Origin of the sequence: Enterococcus sp. PF1-24 (assembly GCF_029893325.1) — a bacterium.
Lineage (GTDB): Bacteria > Bacillota > Bacilli > Lactobacillales > Enterococcaceae > HY326.
Genome location: NZ_JARXWL010000016.1, coordinates 21,703 through 48,572 on the forward strand (window position 1 = coordinate 21,703; position 26,870 = coordinate 48,572).

The 26,870-nt window shown below is 35.0% G+C and carries 35 protein-coding genes; 27 read left to right on the forward strand and 8 right to left on the reverse strand.

Annotated elements, in window-relative coordinates:
• The first annotated feature begins 8 nt into the window (after positions 1-8).
• From M2139_RS08390 to M2139_RS08400, 3 genes are all read left to right on the forward strand, one after another.
• The gene (locus M2139_RS08390; protein WP_280738413.1) at positions 9-1,895 is read left to right on the forward strand and encodes an ABC-F family ATP-binding cassette domain-containing protein; all 1,887 of its coding nucleotides are present in this window, start codon (positions 9-11) and stop codon (positions 1,893-1,895) included.
• A gap of 97 nt (positions 1,896-1,992) precedes the next feature.
• Entirely contained in the window at positions 1,993-2,940 is a 948-nt protein-coding gene (locus M2139_RS08395; RefSeq protein ID WP_280738412.1) for a thymidylate synthase, read from the forward strand.
• Between the two features lie 61 nt (positions 2,941-3,001).
• Positions 3,002-3,493, forward strand: coding sequence for a dihydrofolate reductase (locus M2139_RS08400; protein WP_280738411.1), 492 nt, complete (start codon positions 3,002-3,004; stop codon positions 3,491-3,493).
• A 228-nt stretch (positions 3,494-3,721) separates the two neighbouring features.
• Here M2139_RS08400 and M2139_RS08405 read toward each other — a convergent pair whose 3' ends face one another.
• Positions 3,722-4,375, reverse strand: coding sequence for a hemolysin III family protein (locus M2139_RS08405; protein WP_280738410.1), 654 nt, complete (start codon positions 4,373-4,375; stop codon positions 3,722-3,724).
• A gap of 258 nt (positions 4,376-4,633) precedes the next feature.
• Here M2139_RS08405 and M2139_RS08410 point away from each other — a divergent pair, with 258 nt between their 5' ends.
• From M2139_RS08410 to sufB, 7 genes are all read left to right on the forward strand, one after another.
• Positions 4,634-5,476 (forward strand): DegV family protein, encoded by an 843-nt coding sequence (locus M2139_RS08410; protein WP_280738409.1) that lies wholly within the window; start codon positions 4,634-4,636, stop codon positions 5,474-5,476.
• 205 nt (positions 5,477-5,681) lie between these two features.
• A complete protein-coding gene (locus M2139_RS08415) occupies positions 5,682-6,566 on the forward strand; it encodes an SGNH/GDSL hydrolase family protein (RefSeq protein WP_280738408.1) in 885 nt (294 codons plus the stop codon).
• A 55-nt stretch (positions 6,567-6,621) separates the two neighbouring features.
• Positions 6,622-7,299, forward strand: coding sequence for a YpmS family protein (locus tag M2139_RS08420; RefSeq protein ID WP_280738431.1), 678 nt, complete (start codon positions 6,622-6,624; stop codon positions 7,297-7,299).
• Positions 7,300-7,332: 33 nt separating this feature from the next.
• On the forward strand, positions 7,333-7,875 hold the full coding sequence (gene msrA / locus M2139_RS08425; RefSeq protein ID WP_280738407.1) for a peptide-methionine (S)-S-oxide reductase MsrA: 543 nt from the start codon (positions 7,333-7,335) through the stop codon (positions 7,873-7,875).
• Positions 7,872-8,093, forward strand: a complete 222-nt coding sequence (locus tag M2139_RS08430; protein WP_280738406.1) for a YozE family protein — start codon at positions 7,872-7,874, stop codon at positions 8,091-8,093. The genes msrA and M2139_RS08430 overlap by 4 nt, the downstream gene beginning before the upstream one ends.
• 166 nt (positions 8,094-8,259) lie before the next feature.
• Entirely contained in the window at positions 8,260-8,901 is a 642-nt protein-coding gene (gene lepB / locus M2139_RS08435; RefSeq protein WP_280738405.1) for a signal peptidase I, read from the forward strand.
• Between the two features lie 193 nt (positions 8,902-9,094).
• Positions 9,095-10,486, forward strand: coding sequence for a Fe-S cluster assembly protein SufB (gene sufB / locus M2139_RS08440; protein WP_280738404.1), 1,392 nt, complete (start codon positions 9,095-9,097; stop codon positions 10,484-10,486).
• A 187-nt stretch (positions 10,487-10,673) separates the two neighbouring features.
• On the opposite strand, the gene M2139_RS08445 is transcribed toward sufB, so the two are convergent.
• Complete coding sequence (locus M2139_RS08445; RefSeq protein WP_280738403.1) at positions 10,674-11,375, reverse strand: C39 family peptidase; 702 nt, start codon at positions 11,373-11,375, stop codon at positions 10,674-10,676.
• Positions 11,376-11,484: 109 nt separating this feature from the next.
• Positions 11,485-13,425 (reverse strand): ABC-F family ATP-binding cassette domain-containing protein, encoded by a 1,941-nt coding sequence (locus M2139_RS08450; RefSeq protein ID WP_280738402.1) that lies wholly within the window; start codon positions 13,423-13,425, stop codon positions 11,485-11,487.
• 337 nt (positions 13,426-13,762) lie between these two features.
• On the opposite strand from M2139_RS08450, the gene M2139_RS08455 reads away from it, so the two are divergent.
• Entirely contained in the window at positions 13,763-14,389 is a 627-nt protein-coding gene (locus M2139_RS08455) for a redox-sensing transcriptional repressor Rex (protein ID WP_280738401.1), read from the forward strand.
• Positions 14,390-14,436: 47 nt separating this feature from the next.
• Here M2139_RS08455 and M2139_RS08460 read toward each other — a convergent pair whose 3' ends face one another.
• The gene (locus M2139_RS08460) at positions 14,437-14,793 is read right to left on the reverse strand and encodes a thioredoxin family protein (protein WP_280738430.1); all 357 of its coding nucleotides are present in this window, start codon (positions 14,791-14,793) and stop codon (positions 14,437-14,439) included.
• A 143-nt stretch (positions 14,794-14,936) separates the two neighbouring features.
• Complete coding sequence (locus M2139_RS08465) at positions 14,937-15,659, reverse strand: GntR family transcriptional regulator (protein WP_280738400.1); 723 nt, start codon at positions 15,657-15,659, stop codon at positions 14,937-14,939.
• Positions 15,660-15,950: 291 nt separating this feature from the next.
• Here M2139_RS08465 and M2139_RS08470 point away from each other — a divergent pair, with 291 nt between their 5' ends.
• The 4 genes from M2139_RS08470 to M2139_RS08485 all read left to right on the forward strand — a co-directional run bounded on the left by M2139_RS08470 (position 15,951) and on the right by M2139_RS08485 (position 17,938).
• A complete protein-coding gene (locus M2139_RS08470; RefSeq protein ID WP_280738399.1) occupies positions 15,951-16,715 on the forward strand; it encodes a DNA/RNA non-specific endonuclease in 765 nt (254 codons plus the stop codon).
• A 161-nt stretch (positions 16,716-16,876) separates the two neighbouring features.
• Positions 16,877-17,143 carry an IreB family regulatory phosphoprotein gene (locus M2139_RS08475; RefSeq protein ID WP_280738398.1) on the forward strand — a complete coding sequence of 89 codons (267 nt, stop codon included), beginning with the start codon at positions 16,877-16,879 and terminating at the stop codon, positions 17,141-17,143.
• Positions 17,143-17,565, forward strand: coding sequence for a Holliday junction resolvase RuvX (gene ruvX, locus M2139_RS08480; protein ID WP_280738397.1), 423 nt, complete (start codon positions 17,143-17,145; stop codon positions 17,563-17,565). The genes M2139_RS08475 and ruvX overlap by 1 nt, the downstream gene beginning before the upstream one ends.
• 49 nt (positions 17,566-17,614) lie before the next feature.
• The gene (locus M2139_RS08485; RefSeq protein ID WP_280738396.1) at positions 17,615-17,938 is read left to right on the forward strand and encodes a DUF1292 domain-containing protein; all 324 of its coding nucleotides are present in this window, start codon (positions 17,615-17,617) and stop codon (positions 17,936-17,938) included.
• Positions 17,939-18,024: 86 nt separating this feature from the next.
• On the opposite strand, the gene M2139_RS08490 is transcribed toward M2139_RS08485, so the two are convergent.
• The 3 genes from M2139_RS08490 to M2139_RS08500 form a co-directional block, all read right to left on the reverse strand.
• Positions 18,025-19,173: a site-specific integrase gene (locus tag M2139_RS08490; protein WP_280738395.1), complete on the reverse strand. Its 1,149-nt coding sequence runs from the start codon at positions 19,171-19,173 to the stop codon at positions 18,025-18,027.
• 85 nt (positions 19,174-19,258) lie between these two features.
• Entirely contained in the window at positions 19,259-19,927 is a 669-nt protein-coding gene (locus M2139_RS08495) for a Fic family protein (RefSeq protein ID WP_280738394.1), read from the reverse strand.
• Between the two features lie 121 nt (positions 19,928-20,048).
• Positions 20,049-20,819, reverse strand: a complete 771-nt coding sequence (locus M2139_RS08500; protein WP_280738393.1) for a helix-turn-helix transcriptional regulator — start codon at positions 20,817-20,819, stop codon at positions 20,049-20,051.
• 123 nt (positions 20,820-20,942) lie between these two features.
• On the opposite strand from M2139_RS08500, the gene M2139_RS08505 reads away from it, so the two are divergent.
• The 12 genes from M2139_RS08505 (at position 20,943) to M2139_RS08560 (ending at position 26,838) form a co-directional block, all read left to right on the forward strand.
• Positions 20,943-21,131 (forward strand): helix-turn-helix transcriptional regulator, encoded by a 189-nt coding sequence (locus M2139_RS08505; protein WP_280738392.1) that lies wholly within the window; start codon positions 20,943-20,945, stop codon positions 21,129-21,131.
• Between the two features lie 16 nt (positions 21,132-21,147).
• Entirely contained in the window at positions 21,148-21,855 is a 708-nt protein-coding gene (locus tag M2139_RS08510; protein WP_280738390.1) for a BRO family protein, read from the forward strand.
• Positions 21,856-21,867: 12 nt separating this feature from the next.
• Positions 21,868-22,167 (forward strand): DNA-binding protein, encoded by a 300-nt coding sequence (locus M2139_RS08515; protein ID WP_280738389.1) that lies wholly within the window; start codon positions 21,868-21,870, stop codon positions 22,165-22,167.
• A 101-nt stretch (positions 22,168-22,268) separates the two neighbouring features.
• On the forward strand, positions 22,269-22,442 hold the full coding sequence (locus M2139_RS08520; RefSeq protein WP_280738388.1) for a hypothetical protein: 174 nt from the start codon (positions 22,269-22,271) through the stop codon (positions 22,440-22,442).
• 1 nt (position 22,443) lies between these two features.
• Positions 22,444-22,644: a hypothetical protein gene (locus M2139_RS08525; protein ID WP_280738387.1), complete on the forward strand. Its 201-nt coding sequence runs from the start codon at positions 22,444-22,446 to the stop codon at positions 22,642-22,644.
• 232 nt (positions 22,645-22,876) lie between these two features.
• Positions 22,877-23,062: a CopG family transcriptional regulator gene (locus tag M2139_RS08530; RefSeq protein ID WP_280738386.1), complete on the forward strand. Its 186-nt coding sequence runs from the start codon at positions 22,877-22,879 to the stop codon at positions 23,060-23,062.
• Positions 23,063-23,229: 167 nt separating this feature from the next.
• Positions 23,230-23,538 carry a hypothetical protein gene (locus M2139_RS08535; protein WP_280738385.1) on the forward strand — a complete coding sequence of 103 codons (309 nt, stop codon included), beginning with the start codon at positions 23,230-23,232 and terminating at the stop codon, positions 23,536-23,538.
• The gene (locus tag M2139_RS08540; RefSeq protein WP_280738384.1) at positions 23,531-23,707 is read left to right on the forward strand and encodes a hypothetical protein; all 177 of its coding nucleotides are present in this window, start codon (positions 23,531-23,533) and stop codon (positions 23,705-23,707) included. The genes M2139_RS08535 and M2139_RS08540 overlap by 8 nt, the downstream gene beginning before the upstream one ends.
• Positions 23,707-24,000 carry a hypothetical protein gene (locus M2139_RS08545; protein WP_280738383.1) on the forward strand — a complete coding sequence of 98 codons (294 nt, stop codon included), beginning with the start codon at positions 23,707-23,709 and terminating at the stop codon, positions 23,998-24,000. The genes M2139_RS08540 and M2139_RS08545 overlap by 1 nt, the downstream gene beginning before the upstream one ends.
• 64 nt (positions 24,001-24,064) lie before the next feature.
• The gene (locus M2139_RS08550; protein ID WP_280738382.1) at positions 24,065-24,910 is read left to right on the forward strand and encodes a phage replisome organizer N-terminal domain-containing protein; all 846 of its coding nucleotides are present in this window, start codon (positions 24,065-24,067) and stop codon (positions 24,908-24,910) included.
• Between the two features lie 15 nt (positions 24,911-24,925).
• Positions 24,926-25,756, forward strand: coding sequence for an ATP-binding protein (locus tag M2139_RS08555; RefSeq protein WP_280738381.1), 831 nt, complete (start codon positions 24,926-24,928; stop codon positions 25,754-25,756).
• 761 nt (positions 25,757-26,517) lie between these two features.
• Entirely contained in the window at positions 26,518-26,838 is a 321-nt protein-coding gene (locus tag M2139_RS08560; protein ID WP_280738380.1) for a hypothetical protein, read from the forward strand.
• Positions 26,839-26,870 lie beyond the last annotated feature (32 nt).

A 26,870-nucleotide genomic window follows, 5' to 3' on the forward strand; every position in this document is an offset into this window, starting at 1 on the left:
ACAAAATAATGAAAGAATTAATAGTAACTGACTTAACAAAAACTTATGGCGAAAAAACGCTTTTTGATAAAATTTCTTTTTTAATACATGAAAAAGACCGCATCGGCTTAATCGGTGTCAATGGAACTGGTAAAACAAGTTTATTAAATATTTTAGCGGGCAAGGATAGTGGTGACGGCGATACTTCAGCACTACAAGTGGCCAATGATTATCGGATTGGTTATTTATCACAAGCTACGGTTTTTGATGAAACACAAACTGTTTTAGAAGCGGTTTTTCAAGGCGAAAATGATTTAATTCGAACGGTTCGTGAATATGAAGCCGCCCTGTTAGCTTTGGAAAAAGCTGGAGGCAATGAAGCTAATCAAAAACGCTACACTAAAGCGGAAGAGGCTATGAATGAAAAAGACGCTTGGTTAACCGATACTAACGCGAAAATTATTTTGCAAAAATTAGGGATTCAAGAGTTAGGCAAAAAAATTGGTGAATTGTCTGGTGGCCAAAAAAAGCGGGTAGGTTTAGCGCAAGTTTTAATTGATGAGCCAGATTTATTATTATTAGATGAACCAACCAACCACTTGGATTATCAAGCAATTCAATGGTTAGAGAACTTTTTAAATCAATATCGTGGCGCATTATTAATGGTAACTCACGATCGCTACTTCTTAGATCGAGTAACCAATCGAATTTTTGAATTAAGCTTTGGTAAACTTCATGAATATAAAGGCAATTACGAAGCTTACTTGTTAGCGAAAAGTGATCGGGAAAGAGTGGCACAAGAGCAAGAGGGCAAACGTAAACAGCTTTTCAAACAAGAGTTGGCATGGATTCGGGCCGGGGTTCAAGCTCGCGGAACGAAGCAACAAGCCCGAATTAACCGTTTTGAAGATTTAAAAGAAAATCTTCATCAAGTGAAAACTAATGATAAAGTGGAAATGAACTTAGCCACACAGCGTTTAGGGAAAAAAGTTTTAGAAATTGATGCCGGCAATTTTCAAATTGAGCAGCAAGTATTGTTGAAAGATTTTGATTTATTAATTCAAGCTCGAGAGCGTTTAGGAATTACTGGGAAAAATGGTGCTGGTAAGTCGACTTTACTGAATATTTTAGCAGGACGCTTGGCGTTAACTTCAGGTAATTATCAAATTGGCGAAACCGTTCATTTAGCTTATTACACGCAAGAAAATGAAAAAATGAATACGGAACAACGCATGATTGCTTATCTACAAGAGGCAGCGGAAGAAGCCAAACAAGCTGATGGTAGTCAAATTGGGGTAGCCGAACTGTTGGAACGCTTTTTATTCCCACGCTTTATGCACGGCACCAAAATCGCTAAACTTTCCGGTGGTGAGAAACGGCGTTTGTATTTATTAAAATTATTAATTCAACAGCCGAATGTTTTATTATTAGATGAACCAACCAATGATTTAGATATTGATACATTAACGATTTTAGAAGATTATCTGCAATCTTTTCCGGGTGCAGTCATTACTGTTTCCCACGACCGCTATTTTCTCGATAAAGTAGTTGAAAAGTTGTTAGTTTTTAATGGTAACGGGGAAATCACTAGTTATTTTGGCAATATGAGTGAATATTTAGCAACACTTCAAGAAACAAAAGAAGTAACCGTAGCTAAAGAGAAAAAAGTGGTAGCACCTGCACCAGCCGCAACTACGGTGAAGAAAAAATTATCTTATATGGAGCAAAAGGAATGGCAAACCATTGAAGATGAAATCAGCCAGTTAGAAGAGAAAATCGCCGAAATTAGCGAAATGATGAATCATCAAGGGGATGATTTTGTTCGTCTGCAAGAGCTACAAAAAGAATTATCTGATAGTGAAACAGCCTTAGAAGAAAAAATGGCTCGTTGGGAGTATTTAAGCGAATTTGTTTAACTCTTGGCAACTCAGTTACAAAAAAAGGTTTTCGATTTCATTTTAGAGTGTTATAGTATTAAAAGTATGTTTGATTAATGAACTAGGGGGAATCATCTTGGAGCAAGCTTATCTTGATTTAGGAAAAAAATTATTAGCTGAAGGAAATTACAAAAGCGATCGCACGGGTACCGGAACTTATAGTTTATTCGGTCATCAAATGCGTTTTGATTTGCAGCAAGGTTTTCCTTTATTGACTACGAAAAGAATTCCTTTTAGCTTAATTAAAAGTGAGTTATTGTGGTTTTTAAAAGGTGATACAAATATTCGCTATCTTTTGCAAAATAATAATCATATTTGGGATGAGTGGGCTTTTGAGCGCTTTGTAAAAAGTGCTGACTATACCGGTCCTGATATGACTGATTTTGGTAGAAGATGTTTAGTTGATGAAGCTTTCAATGAAGTTTATCAACATGAACTAACCACTTTTTGTGATAAAATAGTTAATGATGAAGCTTTTGCTGAGCAATATGGTGATTTGGGGCATATTTACGGCTACCAATGGCGTCATTGGGAAGCTCAAGATGGTTCTTTTATTGATCAAATTAAAGAAGTCATTGAAATGATTCGTACCAATCCTGATTCTCGTCGTTTAATGGTTTCAGCTTGGAACCCAGCAGATATACCATCGATGGCATTACCACCTTGTCATGCGCTGTTTCAATTTTATGTTAATGACGGTAAATTAAGCTGTCAGCTTTATCAAAGAAGTGCCGATGTCTTTTTAGGCGTACCATTTAATATTGCTAGTTATGCTTTATTGACGCATTTAATCGCTCATGAAACAGGTTTAGCGGTAGGTGAATTTGTGCATACTTTAGGGGATGCTCATTTATATAGTAATCATGTAACGCAAATGGAAGAACAAATCAGTCGGGAAGTTCGGCCTGCGCCTACATTGATTTTAAATTCAGAGAAGCAGTCTGTATTTGATTTTGAAATGGAAGATATTAAAATTGAAAACTATAATCCCCATCCAACAATCAAAGCACCGATTGCGGTTTAATTTAAATCTTTAAATTGAAGGAATTTTAACTTACTAAGAAGCAAACTGAAGGAGTCATATTATGTTAGCTGTTATTTGGGCACAAAATGAAGAAGGCTTAATTGGAAAAGAGAATCATTTACCATGGCATTTGCCAAATGATTTAAAATTCTTTAAGCAAATGACAGAAAATAATACGATTATCATGGGGCGAAAAACCTTTGAAGGCATGGGCAGTCGCTTATTGCCTAATCGTGAAACGATTATTTTAACAACTGATTTAAATTATCAAGTGGCAGGAGCAACTGTTCTTCACGATATTTCATCGGTTATTAGCTATAGTGAAGCCAATGAGGGCATTACTTTTGTGGCAGGGGGTTCTTTAATTTATAAAGAATTATTACCTTATTGTAAAGTTTTATACCGAACGGTGATTACTGGCGAGTTTGAAGGCGATGCTTATTTTCCGACAATTGATTGGGACCAGTGGCATTTGGTGAGCGTTAGTGATGGAGAAGTGGATGAAAAAAATCTTTATCCCCATTCTTTTGAAACTTATCAAAGAGTAGACTAAAACTAAAAAATGACCATAAAAAAAGGACTGAAAAGTCCTTTTTTTGTGATTGTCTAGCTACAGGCACTAGCTCCTCTCGGCAAAATGAGAATAAAATTCGTGGCAGAAAACACCACTATAATTTGATTCTGCATTTTGCTCGGGAGCTGAACAAGTGACTTCCGCTTTTCTGATTGTCTAGCTACAAAACTTTACTTGGGTGCAAGTCAAGTTTCTTTGCTTTTCTGATTAAGTATAAAATAAAACTGAGAAATACATTAAGCCAGCACCTAACATAACGAATAAATGCCAGACCACGTGCATAAAACGAACGCTCTTTAAGCTATAAAAAGCGGCACCAATTGTATAAGCTAAACCGCCACCAACCAATAAGATGGTTCCGGTTAAACCTAGGGAAGTACATAATGGCTTAGCAGCGATTAAACAAAGCCAACCCATCACAACATAAATGATAGTAGAAACCTTTGAAACATTGTCCTGTTTATGAAGTGTCAGGGATTTATAAATCACGCCGCTAATTGCTAGCGCCCAAATCAAACCAAATAAAGTCCAGCCTAACCAGCTTTTAATGCTTAATAAACAAAAAGGCGTATAACTACCGGCAATTAAAAGAAAAATCGAGCTGTGGTCAAAAACTTGAAAAACTTTTTTTGCTTTAGTAAAAATTAAACTATGGAAAAGGGTTGAAGATAAAAATAGTAAAATCATCGTCGCACCAAATAAAGCATAGGATACAACATGTAAAGCTGAGCCTAAACGAGCCCCTTTAACTAAAAGAATCACTAAGCCAACAATACTTAAACCAGCGCCGATTCCGTGAGTGACTGCATTTAAAACTTCATTGACAATAAAATATTTTTTGGTAAATTTTAATGAATTCATAGCATCAACTTCCTTAATTTTTAGAGCGGAGAGAATTTAAGCTAACACGCGATAGTTCGCTAATTTCTAACTTTTTAAATTCCCGCAGCTAGATTAATAGATTTAAATGATGAAAAATGTACGTGTTTTTGTTATACTAGATATTAACAAGATATTCTATATTAAAGAAAAAACTATACTAAATATTTCAGTAGAATCAATCCTTAATAGTATTCTATCATGAATAGTGAGCTTTTGTTGAAGAAAGAGAGAAAAATTATGAAAAAAGTAAAAATTGTAACAGATTCTTCTTGTACCATGGAAAAATCTTTGAGAGATGAATTAAATATTCACGTTGCGCCCCTTTCCGTGATGATTGATGGTGTCGTTTATCGTGATGATGATAATTTGGATGGTAAGCAATTTGTCGATATGATGCTAGTAGCCCAAAATTTACCAAAAACTAGTCAACCACCAATTGGTGAATTTGTGGATTTATATGATGAATTAGGCAAAGATGGCAGCGAAATTATTTCCATCCATATGACAAAAATGCTAAGCGGAACTGTTGAGTCTGCTCGCCAAGCGAGTCAATTAACTAATAGTAAAGTTACTGTAATTGATAGTGATTTTACTGACCAAGGCTTATCTTTCCAAGTAATTGAAGCGGCAAAATTAGCTGAAGCTGGTGCTAGTGTGGAAGAAATTTTAGCAGCAGTCGAAAAAATTCATCAACATACAAAATTATATATTGGCGTAGCTAGCTTAGATAATTTAGTTAAAGGTGGTCGAATCAGCCGTGTGACTGGGATGATTTCTAATTTTTTAAATATCAAAGTTGTGATGGATTTAAAAGATGCGGAATTAATCACAATCGCTAAAGGTCGTGGCAACAAGACCATTATGAAATGGTTTGATGGTTTGAAAGAAGAAATGAGCAAATTAACCAATGTAAAAAGCATCGGTATTTCTTATGCTGGCGAGCCTGGTTTAGCTGAAACTTTTAAACAGAGTCTTCAAGGGCTTTTTCCTGAAATTAAGATTCCTGTTTTGCATACCAATCCCGTAATTGCCACTCACACCGGTGAAGGCGCTTTTGCCATCATGTTTTATACAGAATAATAGAGCTTTTAAAACAGCACTGAAATTTTTAGTGCTGTTTTTATATAAAAAAGTATAAAAGAAGCTAAAATAAATAATTTTTGATGGTATTTTTAGTAAGAAAAATGTATGATATTTGTACACCGTTTCTTAAAAGAGAGCTTAATAGATGAGTGTTTGTTGTTTTTTTGCAAGCATTGATTGTAAAAATAGAGGAGTGAAGAGCGTGCCAAAGAAGTTTCAAAAATTTTTGGTAGGACTACTTTTTTTTCTTAGTGTAACTGGGGTAAGTTATTTAGCTGCGACAGCATTATTTCCAAAAGCTACCCCTCGCTGGAATCAAGCGGCACCTAAAGTTGAAAGTAGCGAGAATAAAGAAATTATTCATTACACAGCTGTTGGTGATTCTTTAACTGAAGGAATTGGCGATGTCACCCAGCAAGGGGGCTTCGTTCACCTATTAGCTAGTGATTTACAAGAAAAATATAATTTTAATGCCATTACTGAAGATAATTATGGCGTATCTGGCGATCGTAGCGATCAAATAATTAAACGTCTAAAAAAAGATGAAGAGTTAACTAAATGTTTAGCAAAAGCTGATTTTATCACAGTTACAGTTGGTGGTAATGATTTAATGAAAGCTTTTCAAAGTAACTTTTTTAATTTGACGGTGGAAACCTTTGATAAGCCGATGGAGCAATATCAAGAAAATTTAGTTGAACTGTTTGAATTAATTCGTAATGAAAATCCGCAAGCGCCAATTTATGTGTTAGGGATTTATAATCCTTATTATGTTAATTTCCCTGAAATTACTGATTTACAAACAATTTTTGATAATTGGAATATTGCTACCCAAGAAGTTGTTAGAGATGTAAAAAATAGTTATTTCATTCCGATTAATGAATTACTATATCAAGGAATTGATGGCAATATGGGGATTGATGTGCAAGAAACTCCAGAAGGTAAAGATGGTTCTTTTACTTTAAATGATGCGTTATATGATGGAGATAGCTTTCATCCTAATAATTTAGGCTATCAAATTATGGCCAATGCGGTCAAAGAAAAATTGATTGAAACTGAAAATCAATGGGTTTTAAAAGGAAAAGAATAAGCATTTAAGCTTAAACATAGTAGTCAGCCAAAGAGGAGGCAGAAACATTTTGCAAGTGGAAGAACAAAAAGTCAAAAAAAGAAAAGTTTCAAAAGAGAAAACGCCGAAGCAACCCTTAAATATTTGGAAAGTTGCTTTTCTTAGTTTAGCAGGAATCTTATTAGGGGCGACCATCTTGATTGTAGGACGGATTTATTTGCCGAGAGAAGCAAAAGAAGATATGCCTAGCACCACTTTAATCGCTAGTGAACCAATTTTAACAATTAACAGCACCAAAGACCAAGTGAACCAATTGATTGATCACTATTTGCAATCTTTTCTGAAAGATTCAGATGTACAATATCATTTCTATTTGAAAAATGAAGCCTTATTGACTGGCGAGTTTGAGTTATTTGGTTTTGCTACGCAATTTTATTTGTATTTTGAACCTTATGTCATGGAAGATGGCAATGTACAGTTGCGAACAAAAAGTTTATCTTTAGGTAGTTTAAATTTACCTGTTACCGATTTATTAGGAATGGTTAAACGAGCTTTTGATTTTCCTGAATGGGTGGAAGTAAATGAAGAAGAAAAAATGATTTTGCTACACTTAGATAAATTTGAAATTCCGAGTGGTTTATTTATCAAAGCTGAAAAAATCAATTTGGTTGATGATGAAATTCGGTTTAGTTTATACTTATCAGAAACAAATGAAGAGACAGATGCAACAAATGAAAGTAATATTGAAGAGTAAAAAGTTACTTTATAATCTATAAGGAGGAGCGTAATGACAGAAAAGTTAGAGCAAGCTATTTTTGCTGGTGGTTGTTTTTGGTGTATGGTCCAACCTTTTGATACTTTACCAGGGATTCATTCCGTTCTTTCTGGCTACACCGGTGGGCATACCGAAAATCCAACTTATGCTGAGGTGAAGCAGGGGAATATCGGTCATACGGAAGCGGTAGAAATTATTTTTGAACCAGCTTTGATTAGTTATCAAGAATTATTAGCGATTTATTGGCAACAAACAGATCCCACTGATGCTTTTGGTCAATTTGAAGATCGTGGAGATAATTATCGTCCGATTATTTTTTTTACTAATCAAGAACAGCAAAAATTAGCTGAAGCCAGCAAACAAGCTTTAGCTGACAGTGGCAAATTTAACGAGCCAATCGTGACCACTATTGAAGCCGCTAAACCTTTTTATGTGGCGGAACTAGAGCATCAAGAATATTATAAAAAGCATCCTATGAACTTTGCTCGCAATCACGAAAGACGGGCGAAATTTATCAATAATCATTGGGAAACTAGCAAGGAAGTGCATGAATGAGGCGGAGTTTTTATCACTATGTAATGACGTTAAAAGGACCAAATTTAAAAAATAAAGAAATGAATTTCGCTAACCATGTTGCTGTCGACATTCAATTTCCTAAGCAGTCAGAAGACTATCATGAATTATCTTCTTACTTAGAAATGGAAGCTAATTATGTAGATACCATGGCTTTATTTGATGAAATTTGGGAGAAATATATCGAGAATAATCAATAAAGAGAGCGAAAGCTCTCTTTATTTTTATAAAAAATAAAAATTGCTGGCTAATGTGGTCTGGACTTCCGCTTTTATTGTTTTCATGTTACTATTAAGGGTAGTTAAGAGCGGGGTTAGTGAGTTTTAAAGCTCTTTATTCAACTTCAATTTAGTAAGGAAGTTTGCGATGTTTCCGAAAATAAAAAGATTTCAAAAAAGACTGAATAATCGGCTACATTTGTTATTTTCAAAAAATGATGTTTCGCCGGAAGAACGCCGCAAACGTCAAGTGAAAATTGATCGTTTTTGGTTAACGATTAAATATTTAATTGTGGCGGTAGCGATTGCTGTAGTTGTACGGGGATTTTTGTTAATTCCGGTGCCGGTAACTGGTAATTCAATGGAAACCACTTTATATCAAGATGATATGGTGGTGATGGAGAAATTCACCAGTATCAGCCGTTTTGATATTATTGTTTTTCAACAAAGTGATGGTAAAATTTATATTAAACGAGTGATTGGTTTACCTGGCGAAAATGTCGTTTATCAAGACGATCAGCTATACATTAATGGCGAAGCGATTGAAGAGTCATTTTTGAAGCAGAGAAATAAAGTGAAGGACAGACCGTTTCCTTATACTACCAATCTGACATTAGAAGGTTTGATAAATAGCAGCACTTTACCCGAAAATAATTATTTTGTGTTAGGAGATAATCGCGGTAGCTCTAAAGATAGTCGTACATTTGGAGCGATTAATGAAGATATGATTTTAGGGAAAGTTCGTTTTGTTTATTATCCCCTTGACCATATCAAGTTGATTGATGATTAAATGGCTTATTTTAAAAATAGGAAAATGCTGAACGAGCCACTTCCACTTTTTGAAGTAAGCACAAAACTTGAAAAAATTTGAATAAATGATATAGTCAAAAGAGAAGTCTGAGAATTATTATCATTCAAATAATGAAGCACTTTAAATAGATTTAGTGAATAAATGGCATTGAAGAAAGGTCTGGTGGAAATAGATGACTGTTAAAGCAAGAGATTATCAATATGGTTTTCATGATGAAGTAGAACCGTTATTTACTAGTGGACAAGGTGGTTTAACTCGTGAATTGGTTCAAGAAATTTCTGAAATGAAGCAAGAGCCACAATGGATGTTAGATTATCGCTTAAAAGCTTTTGAACTTTTTGAAAAATTACCGTTGCCAAAATGGGGGCCTGATTTATCAGAAATCCGTTTTGAAGATGTTATTTATTATCAAAAATTAAACAATGAACCTAGTCGTGACTGGGAGGATGTTCCTGATAAAATTAAGGATACTTTTGAACGCTTAGGGATTCCCGAAGCTGAAAGAAAATTTTTAGCAGGCGCGGCGGCTCAATATGAATCTGAAGTTGTTTATCATAATATGAAAGAAGAATTTGAAAATCTAGGAATTGTCTTTTTAGATACCGATAGTGCCTTGAAAGAATATCCTGGTTTGGTGAAAGAATACTTCGGCTCTTTAGTAAAAGCTTCGGAACATAAATTTGCGGCTTTAAATGCAGCGATTTGGTCTGGTGGAACTTTTATCTATGTTCCTAAAGGCGTGCAGTGTGATATTCCGATTCAAACTTATTTCCGAATCAACGGCGAAAATGCTGGGCAGTTTGAACGCTCTTTAATTATTGTTGATGAAGGAGCTTCTGTTCATTATATTGAAGGCTGTACCGCACCAAGCTATACAACTAACAGTTTGCATGCGGCGACTGTCGAAATTATCGTGAAAAAAGATGCTTTTTGTCGCTATACTACGATGCAAAACTGGTCAGATAACGTTTATAATTTAGTTACTGAACGGGGCAGTGTTGAAGAAAACGGTATGTTGGAATGGATTGACGGCAATTTAGGTAGTAAAGTCAATATGAAATATCCTTGTACTCATTTAAATGGACGCAATGCGAAAACTTCTGTTTTATCAATGGCTTTCGCTAATTACGGACAACATTTAGATGCTGGTTGTAAAGTTTATCATAATGCATCACAAACTTCTAGCACGATTGTTTCAAAATCAGTGGCTAAAGATGGTGGTCGGACAGATTATCGCGGTTCAATTTATTTTGGCAGAGATAGTTCTGGTTCAAAATCTCATATTGAGTGTGATACTATTTTAATGGATAATGAATCGAAAGCTGATACAATTCCTTATAACAAAATTTTAAATGGCAACGTAACTTTAGAGCATGAAGCAAGTGTTTCAAAAGTTTCTGAAGACCAATTATTCTATTTGATGAGTCGTGGGTTAAGTGAAGAAGAAGCCACTGCCATGATTATCAACGGTTTTATGAATCCAATCACCAAAGAACTACCGATGGAATACGCCGTGGAATTAAACCAATTGATTACGATGTCAATGGAAGGTTCTGTAGGTTAAGATGTTTATTAAGTGCTAAAACCGCTATATATTAGCGATTTTAGCACTATTTTTTGTGATTTTTGAAAAAGTTATCCCTAATTTTGTCCCTTTAGCAGAAATTTCTTCAATAATATCTAGCCACGCAACATATAAAGCCACTAAAAAGACTAACCTTTAATCTTTTTAGTGGCTTTATATAAATTTCTTATTTCTGATAAACCCAATAATTAACCCCGTCCTGTAAAAATACTTCCGCATCATAACCTTGTAAATAATGGGATTTTTCCGCTGTATCATTGGGGTCGTTCACGTAAATGCCAGTTTCATCCCAGTTTCGTAAAACCATAATATGTCCACCGTCGGTAAAAGTGCCACTTTGAACGGAAACGATAACAGGGATACCTTGACTCAGATAAGCTTGAGCTGCATATAAATCATTTTCTAAATTGTAAAAATTTAAGCCATATTGAATAGCAAAATCTTCAAAAATCTGCCAAGCGGTGCCTTCATTTTCTACATAATAATCATTTTGTGCCCAACCAAGAATTTCGGTAGGTAAGACTTCACGTTTTTCCCAATAGGACAGTACCATTGCTAAAGAGGCGATGCCACAACCGTTTTTGGCGAGATTATTTTCACTTTCGCCACTGCCGTAAGCAACTTCTTGCCAGCGTTCATCAGTCTGCAAAATTAAACGGGCTAATTTTAAATCAGCATTTTCTGTTTGAATTTGTTGATTGGCTTCTTGAGCAAAAGCTGTTTGTTGATTATTATTGCTAAAACTCGGAATTGCTGCGAGATTATCTCTTTGTAAAAAGAAAACAAATAAAATAATGCTTAGTAATGCTACCATTAAAACACGCGGGAAAATATTTTTACTGCGACTATTATTTTTCTTTTTCAGCAAAATCAATCAACCTACTTTCTTATCTTTCTTCAGTTATACAAAAAAAGTTAGTCTTTCGTCAATTGCTGGCAACAAAGGCTAACGTTTTCTTTAAACTTTTTGGAAATTATTAATTTTCTTCAAATGCTTCTAACTCCAGACTGGCTTCTTCCCAAGCCAGCATGATTTCTTCTTGTTGTGTTTGCAATTCTTCTAATTCCCGATTCAAATTCATCAATTCCACATGATTATCGGCGTATTCAGGTTTACTCATTTTAGTTTGTAAGTGAGCAATTTTTTCATCTAATTCACTTAATTCTGTTTCAAATTGCTGAACTTTACGAGTTAAAGAACGCAAGATTTTTTGTTGCTCTTTATTTAACTGGAACTGATTTTTATTAGTTGTAGCAGCAGGGGTGGAAGCTTTTTGTTCTTCTGCAGCAAGGGCAGCTAATTCAGCTTCTTCTTTTTTCTTCTCTAAATAATAATCATAATCCCCTAAATAAAGTTTGCTGCCAGTTTCTGATAGCTCAATCACTTTTGTTGCTAAGCGGTTGATAAAATAGCGGTCGTGAGAAACGAAAAGCAGGGTGCCTTCATAATCAATCAAGGCATTTTCTAAGACTTCTTTATTATCAATATCTAAATGGTTGGTGGGTTCATCGAGAATTAAGAAATTTTCTTTATTCATAGCAAGTTTTGCTAAAGCAACCCGGGCTTTTTCGCCACCACTTAATAAAGGAATCGTCTTTTCAACGTCATTACCACTAAAAAGAAAGCCACCTAAAACATTGCGAATATCTTTTTCAGGGGTGGTTGGATGTTCATCCCACAATTCAGCTAAAACTGTTTTATTGCCACTTAAATGAGCCTGTCCTTGATCGTAATAACCAATTGTAACGTTGGTACCAAAACGGGCTTCTCCTTTAATAAAGGGAATCTGTTTAATCAAAGATTTCAGTAAAGTTGATTTGCCAATTCCGTTGGGGCCAACTAAAGCAATGGCTTCTTGCCGACGGATATCTAAATCAATCGGCTCAGATAAAATGATATCTTGATAACCGATTGCCGCATCTTCCAATTGCAAAACCACATTACCAGAAGTTTTTTCAATTTCAAAAAGAAAATGAACAGACTTTTCATCTCCTTCAGGGCGATCTAGGCGATCCATTTTCTCAAGTTTTTTGCGGCGACTTTGCGCTCGTTTCGTTGTAGAAGCGCGCACTAAATTCCGGGCGACAAAATCTTCTAATTTAGCAATTTCTGTTTGTTGCTTTTCAAAAGCTTTGCGTTCAGTCATTAGTTGTTCAGCTTTTTTATCTAAATATTGGGAATAGTTTCCATGATAATGACGCATTTTTTGCCGACTTAATTCGTAAACTTCACTAGCGACTTTATCTAAAAAGTAGCGGTCATGAGAGACGATTAATAAAGCGCCAGTGTAGCCTTGTAAATAATTTTCCAACCAGCTTAACGTATCAATATCTAAATGGTTGGTGGGCTCATCCAAAATTAAAATATCCGGACGTTGTAAAAGCATTCGCGCTAAAGCCAAACGGGTTTTTTGTCCTCCAGAAAGGCTACTAATAGGTTGTTCATAAAAACTACTATCAAAATGAAAACCATGTAAAACTGAACGAATTTCATTTGCATAGCCGTAACCATTTTTTTCCGAAAATTCATGTTGCAAACGGTCATATTCTTTTAAAAAGCTATCGTATTTTGGTCCAGTCGGTGGTGTTTGACTAATTAATAGCTCTAATTCTCGCATTCGAGCTTCCATTTTACGGACAGCTTCAAAGGCTTTTAGCATTTCTTGCCAAACGGTTTCTTCAGAAACTAAACCAGTATCTTGGGCTAAATAGCCTAAAGTAGCAGTTTTAGCTTTAGTAACACTACCTTCATCGGGAGCTTCTAAGCCCGCAATTATTTTTAAAAAAGTTGATTTACCAGCACCATTTCGGCCAACTAAGGCGATTCTTGCGCCGCTGCTAATTTCTAAATGAATATTTTGAAACAAGCAATCTGCTCCGAAAAAACGTGCAACTTGATTCGCTTGTAATAAAAGCATAATATCTCCTAATCTAGCTTGCTGAGAGGCATTTTTTAAGTAAAGATGAATCCGCTCAGACAGCTTTTGTTAAATTAATCTCTTTTGTCAGTGTAACATATTTTCCTTAAGGCAGGTAGTTCTCTATCTGATTTTTACAGGTCAGAAGTAGGTGAGCAGGCAGTGATTTTTATATGGAAAAGCCACTTTTTTCTGGCAAGTGAAGTAACTTTTAAATGTTTGTGAATTGATTTGGAAAAATTCACAATTTATTGCAGAATACATTGCTTTTTACTACTGATTACTGATATTATGGAGGAGTGAGATTTGTGAAATAAATGAAGACAGGGGTAAAAGTATGAAAGATCAGGTTATTCCAAAGGCAACTGTCAAACGTTTGCCTTTATATTATCGCTATTTAAGAATTTTGCATAACGCTGGCAAAAAGAAAGTTTCTTCAACTGAATTAAGTGAAGCGGTTCAAGTGGATAGTGCGACTATTCGCCGAGATTTTTCTTATTTTGGAGAATTAGGTAAAAGAGGCTATGGCTACGACGTTGAAAGCCTAATGAATTTCTTTGCCCGCACGCTAAATGATGACCAGTTAACTAATGTGGCTTTAATCGGGGTGGGGAATTTAGGTAGTGCTTTACTGAAATATAAATTCCATCAAAGCAATAGTATTCGGATTAGTTGTGCCTTCGATATTAATGAAGAAATTATCGGCAGAATCGTTGATGGTGTGCCAGTTTATCCTATGAGTGATATGATTGAACAAATTAAAATTCAACAAATTGAAATTGCTATCTTAACTTTACCAGCAGCTAAAGCTCAAGATGTGATGAAACGTTTAGCTGAAGCGGGAATTAAAGGGATTTTAAACTTTACGTCTGCTCGTTTATCAGCGCCAAAAGATATCTTAGTGCAAAATGTTGATTTAACTAATGAATTGCAAACACTGATTTACTTTTTGCATAACGATTGAAATAAAAAAGAGGATGAAAGCCGATTTTTGCTGGGCTTTCATCCTCTTTAACTGTGGGAATTGAATAAATCTTCATAATCAAGAGTAGCATCAGCTTTTTGTAAAGCGTCAATTAACTGGGATAATTTATTAAAATCAATAAAGCGTGCTTGTCGCTGTTGTTCTTTACCATAGGAAAAAAGCAAAACAGCCGGTGCGGTTAAAACTTGAAATACACTAGCGACTAAAGGTGTTTCTGCGGCATCCATCTGATAAAGGGGAATTGTTTTTTCAACAGCTAACTTTTCCAGACGAGGTTTAACAGCGGTACAGACACTACAGTTAGGCATCGAAATATAAAGTAAGCTAACTTTTTGTTGCGATAGTAAGTTTTGGAGTTTTGGCATATCAGAAATTTTTTCCATCATTTAATCGCCACCTTTCACGCGTTCTTTCTATTATAATTGTAAACTTTTTTCAAGTGATAAGTCAAAAATCTTGATTTTAATAATAGACACAAAAAAGATAAAATTTTCAACGAGTAAAAATTTTATCTTGGTAGTTGCGATTAGGTATTTAGCGTGTTTACTAAAGTAATCACTCGTGCTTTATTAATACTGCGGCAAAGTGAAAATTCAACGGGACGACCGTCTTTTAAATAAGCAACTTGCTCGGTCACTAACATTGCTTCATCTTCATCACAACCGAAATAGCCAGCTGTTTCGGGATGTTGTTCGGCATAAATATTACGATAAGTTCCAGCAAAATGAAGGTTTAATTCTGAAATTAAATAGTTATAAATTGATTTTGAAATGACTTCTTGTGTCAAACCGGGAACTAGAAAAACAGGAATGGATAAGTCTTCTAAAACATAAGGCTGCTCATCATCTAATGAAAATAAACGTTTAATGTGATAAACGGGTTGTTCTTTAGTGATGGATAATAATTCCTGAATATGTGGCTTAGGAAAAGTAACTTCAAAACTCAGAATTTCACAACTAAGACGTTGCTGCTCCATTTCCGTAATTTGGAGTTTTTCCAGCTCAAACTTGTTGGTAGCATTGGTAATAAATCCCCATAAAGAAGGGCTCATCACTTTAGTACCAGCGCCCCGTTGTGAGTTAATTAAACCTTCTTTAGTCAGTAAGTTCAGCGCTTTTTTAATCGTCATACGACTAACTCCAAATTCATCAACAAAGTCAGTTTGGTTTGGCAGCAAAGTTTCAGGTTGATAAGTACCACCGGTAATTCTTTCACGGATGGTTTGTGCGATTTCTTCATATTTTGTCATAAACGTTCCCCCTCTAAAAAGCAGTATACAGGGATGTTTAAAAGATAACAATATTCAAAAGTTTCAACTTTTGAACAAAAATGTTAAGTTTTTGGAAAAAGATAAGTCAACTTGTTGAAATATCAACGTTTTCCGTTGTTTTTTTTCGCGGGTTTGATTTTTTCTATTTTAGTAAAAAAACTTATAGAAAAACGAAAAACTTCAATAATAGGAATTTTTTTCAATCTTAACTATTATTTTTACAGGAAAATAAGCTAAAATAGATAAATAAAGAAAATAAATAAGGATGGGATGAAAATCGCTAAGAAAAAAACAACTAGAAAACAAAGCAGTAAGCTAACTTTTAGCAGCTTATTAATATTAATTGCTGTCAGTTTAGGTGTTTATTTAACGAATGGTGAATTTGGCAATGGCAATTCACCGCAATTTTTCGATTGGCTTTTAGAGAAATTTGAACCACAACCAAGTTATGAGCAATTAGCTGATGTGGGAGATTACGTTGCTGGGCCGCAAGAAATTGAAATTAATAATAATCACCCGGTTTTTACAGCAGAAGAATTATCTTTGGCAGAAGGTAGCTGGGAAAGTTATTCGCCGCTAGATAGATCTGGAAGGGTAGGTGTAGCTAATGCCATGTTAGGAACAGAGCTCCTTCCCACCGAAAAAAGAGAACCATTAACCATTGATCCGACTGGTTGGAATCAGTTGCAGCTAGGTGAAAATCAATGGCTGTATAATCGCAGTCATTTAATCGGTTTTCAATTAACTGGCGAAAATAATAATGAAGAAAACTTAATGACCGGAACCCGCAGTTTAAATACACCATATATGTTAGCTTATGAAAATGATTTGATATACTATATTAAAGAAACTGGTCATCATGTCCGCTATCGCGTAACGCCTTATTTTAAAGAGCGTGAATTAGTTGCTAGAGGGGTACAATTAGAAGCTGAGAGCATTGAAGATGATGTAATTTCTTTTAATGTCTTTATTTACAATATTCAAGAAGGCATTGAAATCAATTATCAAACTGGTGTAGCCAAAAAAGTTGCCTAATTTTTACTTTTATAACGAAAAAAGGTTATCTTTTGTCAAAAAATGATTAGAAATTCATAAAATTTTTGTTTGTCACAATTATTTAATTTGTTATTTAGCCTATCTTTTAGTAGAATGAAGGAGTGTATAATAAATCTCTAAAACGAAAGAGGTGTAGATTTATGGGTTTTACAGATGAGACAGTCCGTTTTGACTTTGATGATAGTCATAAAAAAGCGGTTAGTGAAACACTATCAATTGTGTATCGAGCATTAGAAGAAAAAGGTTATAATCCGATTAACCAAATCGTAGGTTATCTACTTTCAGGAGATCCAGCTTATATTCCTCGTTATCGGGATGCTCGTAATTTAATTCGTCGCCATGAACGTGATGAAATTATGGAAGTGTTAGTAAAACATTATTTATCAGATTATGGGATTCAATTCTAATGCGGGCTATGGGATTAGATGTTGGTTCAAGAACTGTCGGCGTTGCGGTGAGTGATTTACTAGGTTGGACCGCTCAAGGAATCGAGACGATTCGCATCAATGAAGATTTAGGTGAATTTGGTTTCGAACGCTTGCAAGAACTTGTAACTGAATACGAAGTTACCCAGTTTGTCATTGGTTTACCAAAAAATATGAATAATACGATTGGTCCACGGGCAGAAGCTTCACAAGCTTATGGGGCAAAAGTACAAGAGCTGTTTAATTTACCAGTTGTTTATCAAGATGAGCGTCTAACAACTGTTCAAGCTGAACGAATGTTAGTTGAACAAGCCAATACTTCTCGCGCCAAGCGCAAAAAAGTCATCGACAAATTAGCAGCTGTAATGATTTTACAAAACTATTTAGATAGTAATAATAAATAATAGCTAAAGGTGTTCCTGAAGCTACATCATAAGAAAAGAGGAATTAACTATGTCAGAGCACCATCACGATCATGATTGCAATCATGACCACGACCATGACCACGAACAAGAATTAATCACTTTGGTGGATGATCAAGGCAATGAAACTTTATTTGAAATTCTTTTAACCATTGATGGACAAGAAGAATTTGGCCGCAATTATGTCTTGCTTTATCCAGCAGGCACGCCAGAAGACGAAGAAGTTGAATTGCAAGCTTATGCTTACAAAGAAAACGAAGACGGCACAGAAGGCGAATTAGAACCAGTTGAATCTGATGCTGAATGGGATATGATTGAAGAAGTTTTTAATACTTTCATGTCAGAAGAAGAATAGTAAACTAAATTATTAGGAGAAACCTTGATTTAATAGGGTTTCTCCTTTTTTATTTTTGCATTGACTCCGCTTTTGACTCCGGTTGATTAAAAATTTAGGTGTTTTACGAGCTTTTCAACGGTCTTTTCTTTGGTTTCTTTACTAAGATGACCGTATGTGTCCATAGTCATACTTATTGAAGCATGGCGTAAACGTTCTTGTACTTCTTTCATGGTTGCTCCAGCATCTAACAATAAGCTTGCGTGAGTATGCCTGGTAACATGAACGCCTAGAAATGGTAGATTGGTTTTTTCAGCCATAGTTTTTATACGAATATAGATTGCGTGGTGGGTAACCAACTCTTTGTATATTCCACAAAATATCATTGTTGGGTCTGTAATACCAACCGATAGCATATATTTTCTTTGATTGATTTGCCAATGCTTTAAAATGGCCAGAGTTTTATCATCTAGCGTTACTGTGTCTTTGCTGCTATCTGTTTTTGGTTCAGAAATCTCATAACCATTTTTTGTTTGAGTTAAAGTCTTATCAAACAAGACAAGATTATTATCGAAATCAATGTCTGACCAACTCAAAGCTAAAGCTTCACTAACACGACAACCACTGTAGAACAAGAACCTTAGCAAAGTTTTATTAAAATCATTCTTATAGCTAGGGAATTTTGCGTTAACATAATCAATTAACGTTTTTACTTCTTCTTTGCTGTAAACTTTGATTACCTTTTTAGAAATAATGGTTTTATTTCTGTTAGGCATCATGATATGAGCTAATGGGTTGTATTGAATTAAGCCTAAGTTAATAGCATACTCAAAAATCCTTTTAGCTGTAGAATGCAGCACTTTGTATTGGTCAGTTTCTTTTGCCCAGGTATTAACGATTTGTTGAGCACGTTGTACAGTTACTTCTTTAATTCGTAAATCACCATAGACCGGTAAAATCCACTTAGTAAATTTTATTTCTGTTTTGATAAGCGTTACTTCTTTGACGGTAGTCTTGTAAATTTCTAACCATAATTCATAAACTTGTTGAAAGGTGTCTTTAGTTTCTTTCTTAAGACCCTCATTCTCAAAGCCCACTTGCAAACGTGATAATGCTAGTTGGGCTTCTTTTTTTGTTTGGAAACCTCGACGGGTTGTCCGAATTTCTTTACCGTTTATTGGGTTAGTGCCAAGGTATGCCTTAAATTGCCATGCCTTAGTACCGTCTTTCTTTTCGTATTGCTTGAATGTTGCCATGTTGATTTTCCTCCCAGTACCTAACGTGGGGCGTTTATGTAGTGGGTTCCTTAGATAGCTAAGGTAAGCGTATGTAAGGGGAATATTAGTAGTTAATGCCAAAAATACAATTTGTATATAGGAATTGCTTAATTTTCGTCTTGTCTGCTGTTTCATAGAAATCAATCATTAATTTATTAAAACGGCGAAGATGTTTCTCATCTATAATCATCACACCAACCCCGCCACCAATTAAGATTTTATTAGCACAAATGGAAGCTGTCCGTTTGTTACCGTCCCAAAATAATTGACTTCTACAAGCGAATAGGAAATAATCTAGTGCTTTTTCTGTCATGCTAACATCGCTTTGTAGTATGTTTTTGATTTGTTGCGATGATTCTTTCTCATTAGGGATAATCGGCTGATAGAAAGACCCTCCAATGCCTACATCGCCATTTCTAAGCGTATTCAACATTGTAGGGGGTAATTCACCATACGCCACCATTGCATGAACTTGCTTCGCATAATCAAGCGTTAATGGCTCGTTGATGTTCGCTAAAGTGTACTGCCAAGCGTTGCGTAAGTTAAGCACCTTTTGCACATCATCAGCCTTTAGACCTGATATGCTCATGCCATCAATGATTGTCTTAGTATCGGGGAAAGTGATATTGATATTTTCCATCTTGGCTTGACTATAAATGTTTTCTACTAGTGTCTTCTTAGCTAAAAACAAGTTTTCTTCTTGCGTTAGATTGTATTTGTCTGTGTATGGCATTGTGTACCTCCTTTCAATTTGTAAATCATTCAAAATATACATATCTCTAAATAATGCTTCACCCAGTACCTAACGTGGGGAGTTTATGTAGTGGGGAAAAAATTAATAATACTTAGTTTGTTTATTCATTGGCTGGTGTATCAGATAACTGAGCTTTTTTTACCATCTTTCCATATTCAAGAAAAAGCTGTTTATGTTTATCGTCTAAATCATTATAGAGAAATAACAGTTCGCTATGTTCAGGTTTGATTTTAGCGATTGTTTGATAATATTCATACGCTAATGGTTTGAATAGTAATGATTTAAGACGGTTATTCTCGGGTGCATAATCAATAACGAATTGATGTGATAAAACATTTATGATTTTTTCTAATTGTTCGGGAGTAGGAACTGCTAAGCCCTCACACATCGCTTTCAATGCGTTAACCTCAAAGCCTAGCATTCGAGATATTTCTTCAAATGAAAGTTGTTTATTATCTCCTAGTTTTCCTAGTTTCATTTTTTCATCTAAAACAGCTTTGAATTGATGAGAAAAAGACCGACCTTTAATTTTTTGAGCGTTTTGTCGCTGGTAATAGATGTCGTGTACATCTTTTATAATATCATCATTATTTTTCTCAACAATATCAGACATAGAGTGAACATTAGCGTCTTTTATTAAGTCTTCTAAAACGGCTCGTTCTAGCTCTTCGTTTGTTTTGTAATCGTCGATTTCCATGAGATAGGATAAAGTAACCCCGAAATGTTTTGATAGCTCACGAGCGTTGCGAATAGTTATTTTTGAGCGGTCATGTTCATAATTACTTAGTGTTGATTTTGGTATTTTTGTAAGGTCGCTTAGTCGTTGTAAGGAAAGACCACTTTCTAATCTCAATTCTTTTACTCTATTCATTATATATTCTCCTTTCAAGAATAAGTATAGCATGATGTGTTAAAAAAAGACACAAAAACTTGACAGTGTTAAAAAGTAATACTATAATCGTGTTAAATGTTAATACGGAAAGGAGAGATAGAAATGATGATTACAGAGAATCAAGCCCAAGCGTTAAGAGTAAAACGAGCTAGATTAAATTTTACAAAAAAAGAAATTAGCAAAATAATGAAAATTTCAACAAAAACATATTCTCGCTTGGAAGTTGGTAATTGGAATGCAAATCGAGATATTTATGAAAAAATGTCTAATTGGCTTGCTGAAGACTATTAAGAAAGGGGTGTAGCAAATGCAAAATCTAGTATTAGCACAGGAAGAATTATTTCAAGGCATTCATTGCGATGTGTGGGTTGATAAAAATCGAAATCCGTTTATGACAATCCAACAATTAGCAAATGCTTTGGAGTACAAAAGTAGAAACGGCATCGAAAAAATGCTAAAAAGAAATCCTTATTTAAGAAATAAAGAATTTTCAACTACCGCCAAATTGTCTGTAGTTGAGGGTAAGAGATTTGTAGAACGAGAAACCATTGTTTTTACGAAAGACGGAATCATGGAAGTTGGCTTTTTATCACCAAAACCAAAAGCACGGGAATTTAGAGCTTGGGCAAGAAGTGTATTAAATGCTTTTATAGATGGTCAAATTGTTTGGAAAGGTCATCGCGAACAACTAAAGAATACGAATAAAACATTAAGCGAAGCAATTAAAGAAGCTGGTTATACCAAACCGTATCATCATTCAAATTTTTATAATCTTATCTATCAAACTGCCATCGGTTTTACTGCGGTTTCGTTAAGAAAAGCCAGAAATGCTAAACCAAAAGCGGTAGCGACTGATTTTATGACGACCGAAGAACTTAAAGCTTGTGAAGAACGAGAAAAAGAAGTCATTACTTTATTAGGATTGGGATTTAATCGCGATGAGATGAAAGAAATTTTTGAAAGAAAAGGTGTATTGTATCAAACAACTCTTAAATTGCCAGAAATGGCTCGATAGGACGGTGAGAACATGGCAAAACTAAGCATTGATGAATTAGACCTATCGCCTGCATTGCGTGAGGTTATAAAAGAAACAGCCGCACAAGAAGGAAGACAGCAAGCAATAACTTTTATTGAAGAATACAAGAAGAAGCTAGAACAGCCTGCAGTGATGAATTATACGCAAGCTGCTAAGTATCTGGGTACAAGTTACAACACCTTGACAAAAAAGCTCATGAAAAAAGGTTTAATCAAGGTCATTTTAATTGATGGCTATGAGCGAATTAGCAAAGCTGAAGCAGATAGATTTTTAAAAGAGAATGCAAAATAATTCCTAGCGTGGGGCAGGATATTCCAGTAATGGAGCACATAACAGCAAAGTCGCTAAAGTCAATTGTCAGTCGCATAAAGTCTAATTTGGAGGTATTAATCATGCAACGTTTAAAACAGTACAGGGGCTTACTCATCGCATTTACGAGCGGTTTAGTATTATCGAATCATCTATCATTAGGATTTAAGGTTAGCTTAGTGGTGCCTGTAGCATTGGTGCTATTAATGGATTTTGATAGCAAGAAGTTTGAGTCAAAAATTTTAGGAGGACGCTAAAATGAACAAGGAAATTATACTAGCTATTGGCAATATAGAAGATGTTTTAACTGCTATTTGTAGTTTAGAAGACGGCAAGATGTATCGGTGCAAAATTGATGGTGTAGATGGCATTGAAACAGCGTTAGAGCGTGCTAAAACATTAGCGGAGTATTTACTGGAAAATACATTAGGAACGCTAGAACAAGCTTTAAAGGAGTAATTTCGATGAATGAGAGCAAAGAAAAAGCCTTAACGATTCCACCGACCAAAGCGAACGTTAAAGGCACACAAAAAGGCTTGAAATAGCCATTTCTTTGTTCTCATTATAACACAAAAAATTGATGATTGAAAACTGAATATAATGCATGCAGTTTATTTTTTAGAAAAAGTGTTGACCTATGTTGCTACATGAGTTATTATTTATGTAGCAACATAGAAAGAGGTGAATAACTTTGATTGCTAAAAAAGAACGTTTAGCTGATAAGCCAAAAGATTATATGTTACGAGTAAGGATTGACGATGAGTTGTTAACAAAGCTTGACATCATCGTAGCCAGAAACGACAGTAGTCGCTCTCATGTAGTACGTGAAGGGATTGAAAGGATTTATCAAGAATTAGACAAAAAAGAAACTCTATAATTGTTCTCCCCGTCGAAAGTTTGAACAACTATAGAGCCACCACCGTATAAACGGCATGTAAATATAATACCACTGCATGCCGTTATACGTCAATTCAGCTTATTTGCTGTAACTAAGTATAAGGGTATTTTTTGTACCCTAAAATCGAATGAAATGGGGATTTAATTATGAATAACAAATCAGTTAAAAATATAGATGAAGCTATAGAACAAGTAGGCGATGTAGCAAAAGATTTGTACGTTGTAAAAGAGTTGATGAAAGTTTTGAGCGATAAAATAGTTGCGATTCAAACATTAGTATTGCGATACGAAAAAAGCCAACAAGAAGCGAAGGGGTTGCTTTTGTATCAAACGATACGAGATGTAAAACCAATGGGCGTTTTAAGCCAAGAGTGCATAATTAAACTAGAAAATAGTTATGAACAGCTTAGTGAACAGCACAAAATCTTAATCGTGGAGGTAAATAGCCATGAATAAACTAAAAATAGGCGATGTTTGCCGAGTGAAGCAATCAAAATTTATCAGTGCAGGTTCTTTTGTTGAAATCCTGCAGGAGCTACAAACTGGCATTTTTCTATGTTTGGATAATCAAGGCTATACGGTTGTTGTTGAAAGAAATCTTGAGAAAATGGACGGTGAAAAATAATGAACGATTTAAAAACAAACGAAACTAACTTATTTGAAAATACTAAGCATTTTGTAAAACAAGCGAACAACTCACTATTGGAAAGAGAACAGCTTCTTGATTCTTTAGAAATTGCCATTGATAAGTTTGAGGACATTTATTTCGATGATGACCAAACACGAAGAGAATTTGCTAAAGCTAAGAACTTACTAACGGTGCTTTTCTACTCATACAAGGATTTGTATGCGATAGATGAGGATTTGGTTAGGAGTTTTGAAAGTTGTAATCTGTTTGGCAAGAAATGCGATGTTTAATTGGTTGATTCTTAACTAATCCAATTGTTACGATGAATAAAAATTTAATTACGGGGTGTTGAAGATGAGCTTTAAGAATAATACAAAAGCTAAAAGGTATTTTTGGTTGAAATTGAAAACAGATTTTTTTGACCAAAAAGAAATCAAATTATTAAGGCGTATTGCTGGCGGGGATACCTATACTATTATCTATTTAAAAATGTTATTAAGAAGTCTTAAAAACGATGGAAAATTATTTTATGAAGCGATGGGAGATAATTTTGCTGAAGAAATTGCTTTAGATATTAATGAGAATCCAGAAGATGTATCATTGACGATTAGTTATCTCGAATCTAAAGGGTTACTTGAGCTAATAGAAAATGATGAATATTTTCTTAACAAAGTACCAGAAATGGTGGGTTCTGAAAGCTATAGTGCTGAACGAGTTAGGGATTATCGAGCAAAGAAAAAGTTACAAAGTAACACAAAGGCGTTACATGGTAACAGCGATGTAATCTCATGTAACGAAGAGATAGAGTTAGAGTTAGAGATAGATATAGAGTTAGAGAAAGAGATAGATAATAAACCGTCAAAAAAAGTTTTGACAGAACGTTTTGAAAACCTTTGGAAAGAATACCCAAATAAACAAGGTAAAGCAAAAGCATTTACTGCTTATCAAAAAGCAATTAAAGACGGTGTAACCGATGAAGAAATCTCCAAAGGCATAAAAGCTTATAAAAAAGAGTTAGCCCTTAAACAGACAGAACAGAAGTTTATAGCGCATGGTTCTACTTGGTTTAATCAAAGACGTTGGGAAGATGAGCACGAATCTGAGCCAATCCGAATTGAACAAGATTATAGTTTACCCGAAGAATATCAAAATACTTTAGACGATTTACCAGAGATTGACGAATCACAAATAATTTATTAAGGAGGTTGCCTAATTATGAATCTATTAGACGGATTGCCAAAGGAAGTAGCAAACAGCCTTATTGAAAAATCTCATGGAATACTTGAAACTGATGAATTTTGCGAGTTGCACCCGAGATATAAAAAGATGTTACGTCCGGACGGTGAAACAGTTTGCCCTGTTTGCTACAGGGAAAGACGAGATAAGATTGTTGCTAATGAGAAGTCAAAAGAATACTACACTAATACGGTGGACGGAAAACGGCAATATTTGTATGAAGAAAGCATTGTATCCAACAAACTAATCTTTGACAAAGGCTTGAAAGAGTTTGAAGAAAGGTCAGATTTAGAAAAAGGGCTTAAAGAAAAATCCAAACGACTAATTCAGCCTTTAGCAAGCCTTGAACCAGTTACCGTTTATTTGCAAGGAAATGCCGGCACAGGTAAAAGCCATTTAGCCATGGCGATGTTGAAGAATGCTAATCAGCTCTCTAAAGGCAATCGCTGCTTGTTTGTTAACTTCCCTACTTTGCAACAAAGAATTAGAGCTAGCTATGATAACAAGTATGCGGAAGATTCGGAATCAGTTTATATAAACAAAATGGTTGGGGCTAGCATATTAGTATTAGACGACATCGCAAACGAAGTAAACCCTAGTAACCTACAAGGCAGGGTATCCGACTTTTCAGCAAGAATCTTGTATGCGGTAATGGAAGCTAGAGCAGAATCTAAGCCAACGATTATAACGAGTAACATCGCATGGGAAGAATTGCAAAAGCTGCTTGACCCAAGAGTTGTTTCAAGAATGAGCCATCGCTTAACGCTGATTAGTTTTGATAAGGTGTCAGATAAGCGAAAAGGTAAATAATTTTAGAGCAAATATATTTAATAGCGATTCTAGGCTAACAGTAAGCGTTCAGAACGTATGTTCTTTCGTTTGTGATAAAATATATACACGAAAGCTAAAAAGGCTACAGTGACAAATTAGGGCGGTTAAATGCAATCAGGGTTTAAGAAGCAAGCTAAACAATGAAAGTAAAACTATTTAAAACAGGTCGTTCAGAACGATATGTTTTTAGAAAATGAATATCCGCTGAATCGTAGAACGAATAGGAGCCGTTAAAAATGACGAGTCTTAAAAATTTAACCGAGAGCAAAATTGCGCTGAGCTCAAAAGTTAACGCCCACAAAGATGTGGTGGTTAAGCACGTATTGCAAAAATGCTGAGAAATGCTAAGGTTAGCACGCATTATAGAATTGTTGACATTAAAAAGTTAACCCGTGTTAACCTTATGCTTTTATAGCTAAAAATGTAACTGTTAATAGCAGGGCAGAAGCAGGTTCGTAGATTAAGAAATCAAAAATCCTCGTTGTCACCTGCAGGTGTTAACGATAAAAAGCAAGTAATTGACGGTGTGATTCTTCTCTTACACAAACATCGCTTTTCAACTTTTTTGTAAAAGAGAAACTGGAAAGGTTTTGGAAAGGTATTTAAACCTGTAGAAATGAGATTATGACTAGGTAAACAATAGATAAGGTTTTGATAAGGTGATTTAGTTAAACCGCCACAGTTTTGTGGACGTTAATTATTTGTGGGTATATAAGAAATTTGAAAAGGTGGTGAAAAAAATGATTGAATTAACAATTATTGAACAATCGGTATTGGAATTATTACCAAAAGGAATTGAACGTAAAACTAAAACATCAGAAATTAGTAAGTTAGTTGATTTATCTCAACGAGAAGTTTTTGCGGTGATTCAAAGCCTTAGAAGTAAAGGTATCCCCGTTTTAGCTTCACGAGGTGTAAATAGTGGTTTATACATCGCAATTAGCCAAGATGAGCTTAGCAATGGTTTACGAGCGTTCAAGAGCCAACAACAAAGCATGAGTGAAACAATCGGATACTTGGAAAATGCGGACGTTGAACATTGGCATGAACACATAGCTTAAAAATGGTGGAAAAAGGTGGATTCTTTTGCTAG

What these genes read in the sequence shown, in the direction of transcription:
- M2139_RS08390 (WP_280738413.1), top strand. Translation starts at nt 9, where the DNA reads ATGAAAGAATTAATAGTAACTGACTTAACAAAAACTTATGGCGAAAAA.
- M2139_RS08400 (WP_280738411.1), top strand. Translation starts at nt 3,002, where the DNA reads ATGTTAGCTGTTATTTGGGCACAAAATGAAGAAGGCTTAATTGGAAAA.
- M2139_RS08405 (WP_280738410.1), bottom strand. Translation starts at nt 4,375, where the DNA reads ATGAATTCATTAAAATTTACCAAAAAATATTTTATTGTCAATGAAGTT.
- M2139_RS08410 (WP_280738409.1), top strand. Translation starts at nt 4,634, where the DNA reads ATGAAAAAAGTAAAAATTGTAACAGATTCTTCTTGTACCATGGAAAAA.
- msrA (WP_280738407.1), top strand. Translation starts at nt 7,333, where the DNA reads ATGACAGAAAAGTTAGAGCAAGCTATTTTTGCTGGTGGTTGTTTTTGG.
- M2139_RS08430 (WP_280738406.1), top strand. Translation starts at nt 7,872, where the DNA reads ATGAGGCGGAGTTTTTATCACTATGTAATGACGTTAAAAGGACCAAAT.
- lepB (WP_280738405.1), top strand. Translation starts at nt 8,260, where the DNA reads ATGTTTCCGAAAATAAAAAGATTTCAAAAAAGACTGAATAATCGGCTA.
- sufB (WP_280738404.1), top strand. Translation starts at nt 9,095, where the DNA reads ATGACTGTTAAAGCAAGAGATTATCAATATGGTTTTCATGATGAAGTA.
- M2139_RS08450 (WP_280738402.1), bottom strand. Translation starts at nt 13,425, where the DNA reads ATGCTTTTATTACAAGCGAATCAAGTTGCACGTTTTTTCGGAGCAGAT.
- M2139_RS08455 (WP_280738401.1), top strand. Translation starts at nt 13,763, where the DNA reads ATGAAAGATCAGGTTATTCCAAAGGCAACTGTCAAACGTTTGCCTTTA.
- M2139_RS08460 (WP_280738430.1), bottom strand. Translation starts at nt 14,793, where the DNA reads ATGGAAAAAATTTCTGATATGCCAAAACTCCAAAACTTACTATCGCAA.
- M2139_RS08465 (WP_280738400.1), bottom strand. Translation starts at nt 15,659, where the DNA reads ATGACAAAATATGAAGAAATCGCACAAACCATCCGTGAAAGAATTACC.
- M2139_RS08470 (WP_280738399.1), top strand. Translation starts at nt 15,951, where the DNA reads ATGAAAATCGCTAAGAAAAAAACAACTAGAAAACAAAGCAGTAAGCTA.
- M2139_RS08475 (WP_280738398.1), top strand. Translation starts at nt 16,877, where the DNA reads ATGGGTTTTACAGATGAGACAGTCCGTTTTGACTTTGATGATAGTCAT.
- ruvX (WP_280738397.1), top strand. Translation starts at nt 17,143, where the DNA reads ATGCGGGCTATGGGATTAGATGTTGGTTCAAGAACTGTCGGCGTTGCG.
- M2139_RS08485 (WP_280738396.1), top strand. Translation starts at nt 17,615, where the DNA reads ATGTCAGAGCACCATCACGATCATGATTGCAATCATGACCACGACCAT.
- M2139_RS08490 (WP_280738395.1), bottom strand. Translation starts at nt 19,173, where the DNA reads ATGGCAACATTCAAGCAATACGAAAAGAAAGACGGTACTAAGGCATGG.
- M2139_RS08495 (WP_280738394.1), bottom strand. Translation starts at nt 19,927, where the DNA reads ATGCCATACACAGACAAATACAATCTAACGCAAGAAGAAAACTTGTTT.
- M2139_RS08500 (WP_280738393.1), bottom strand. Translation starts at nt 20,819, where the DNA reads ATGAATAGAGTAAAAGAATTGAGATTAGAAAGTGGTCTTTCCTTACAA.
- M2139_RS08505 (WP_280738392.1), top strand. Translation starts at nt 20,943, where the DNA reads ATGATGATTACAGAGAATCAAGCCCAAGCGTTAAGAGTAAAACGAGCT.
- M2139_RS08510 (WP_280738390.1), top strand. Translation starts at nt 21,148, where the DNA reads ATGCAAAATCTAGTATTAGCACAGGAAGAATTATTTCAAGGCATTCAT.
- M2139_RS08515 (WP_280738389.1), top strand. Translation starts at nt 21,868, where the DNA reads ATGGCAAAACTAAGCATTGATGAATTAGACCTATCGCCTGCATTGCGT.
- M2139_RS08520 (WP_280738388.1), top strand. Translation starts at nt 22,269, where the DNA reads ATGCAACGTTTAAAACAGTACAGGGGCTTACTCATCGCATTTACGAGC.
- M2139_RS08525 (WP_280738387.1), top strand. Translation starts at nt 22,444, where the DNA reads ATGAACAAGGAAATTATACTAGCTATTGGCAATATAGAAGATGTTTTA.
- M2139_RS08535 (WP_280738385.1), top strand. Translation starts at nt 23,230, where the DNA reads ATGAATAACAAATCAGTTAAAAATATAGATGAAGCTATAGAACAAGTA.
- M2139_RS08540 (WP_280738384.1), top strand. Translation starts at nt 23,531, where the DNA reads ATGAATAAACTAAAAATAGGCGATGTTTGCCGAGTGAAGCAATCAAAA.
- M2139_RS08545 (WP_280738383.1), top strand. Translation starts at nt 23,707, where the DNA reads ATGAACGATTTAAAAACAAACGAAACTAACTTATTTGAAAATACTAAG.
- M2139_RS08550 (WP_280738382.1), top strand. Translation starts at nt 24,065, where the DNA reads ATGAGCTTTAAGAATAATACAAAAGCTAAAAGGTATTTTTGGTTGAAA.
- M2139_RS08555 (WP_280738381.1), top strand. Translation starts at nt 24,926, where the DNA reads ATGAATCTATTAGACGGATTGCCAAAGGAAGTAGCAAACAGCCTTATT.
- M2139_RS08560 (WP_280738380.1), top strand. Translation starts at nt 26,518, where the DNA reads ATGATTGAATTAACAATTATTGAACAATCGGTATTGGAATTATTACCA.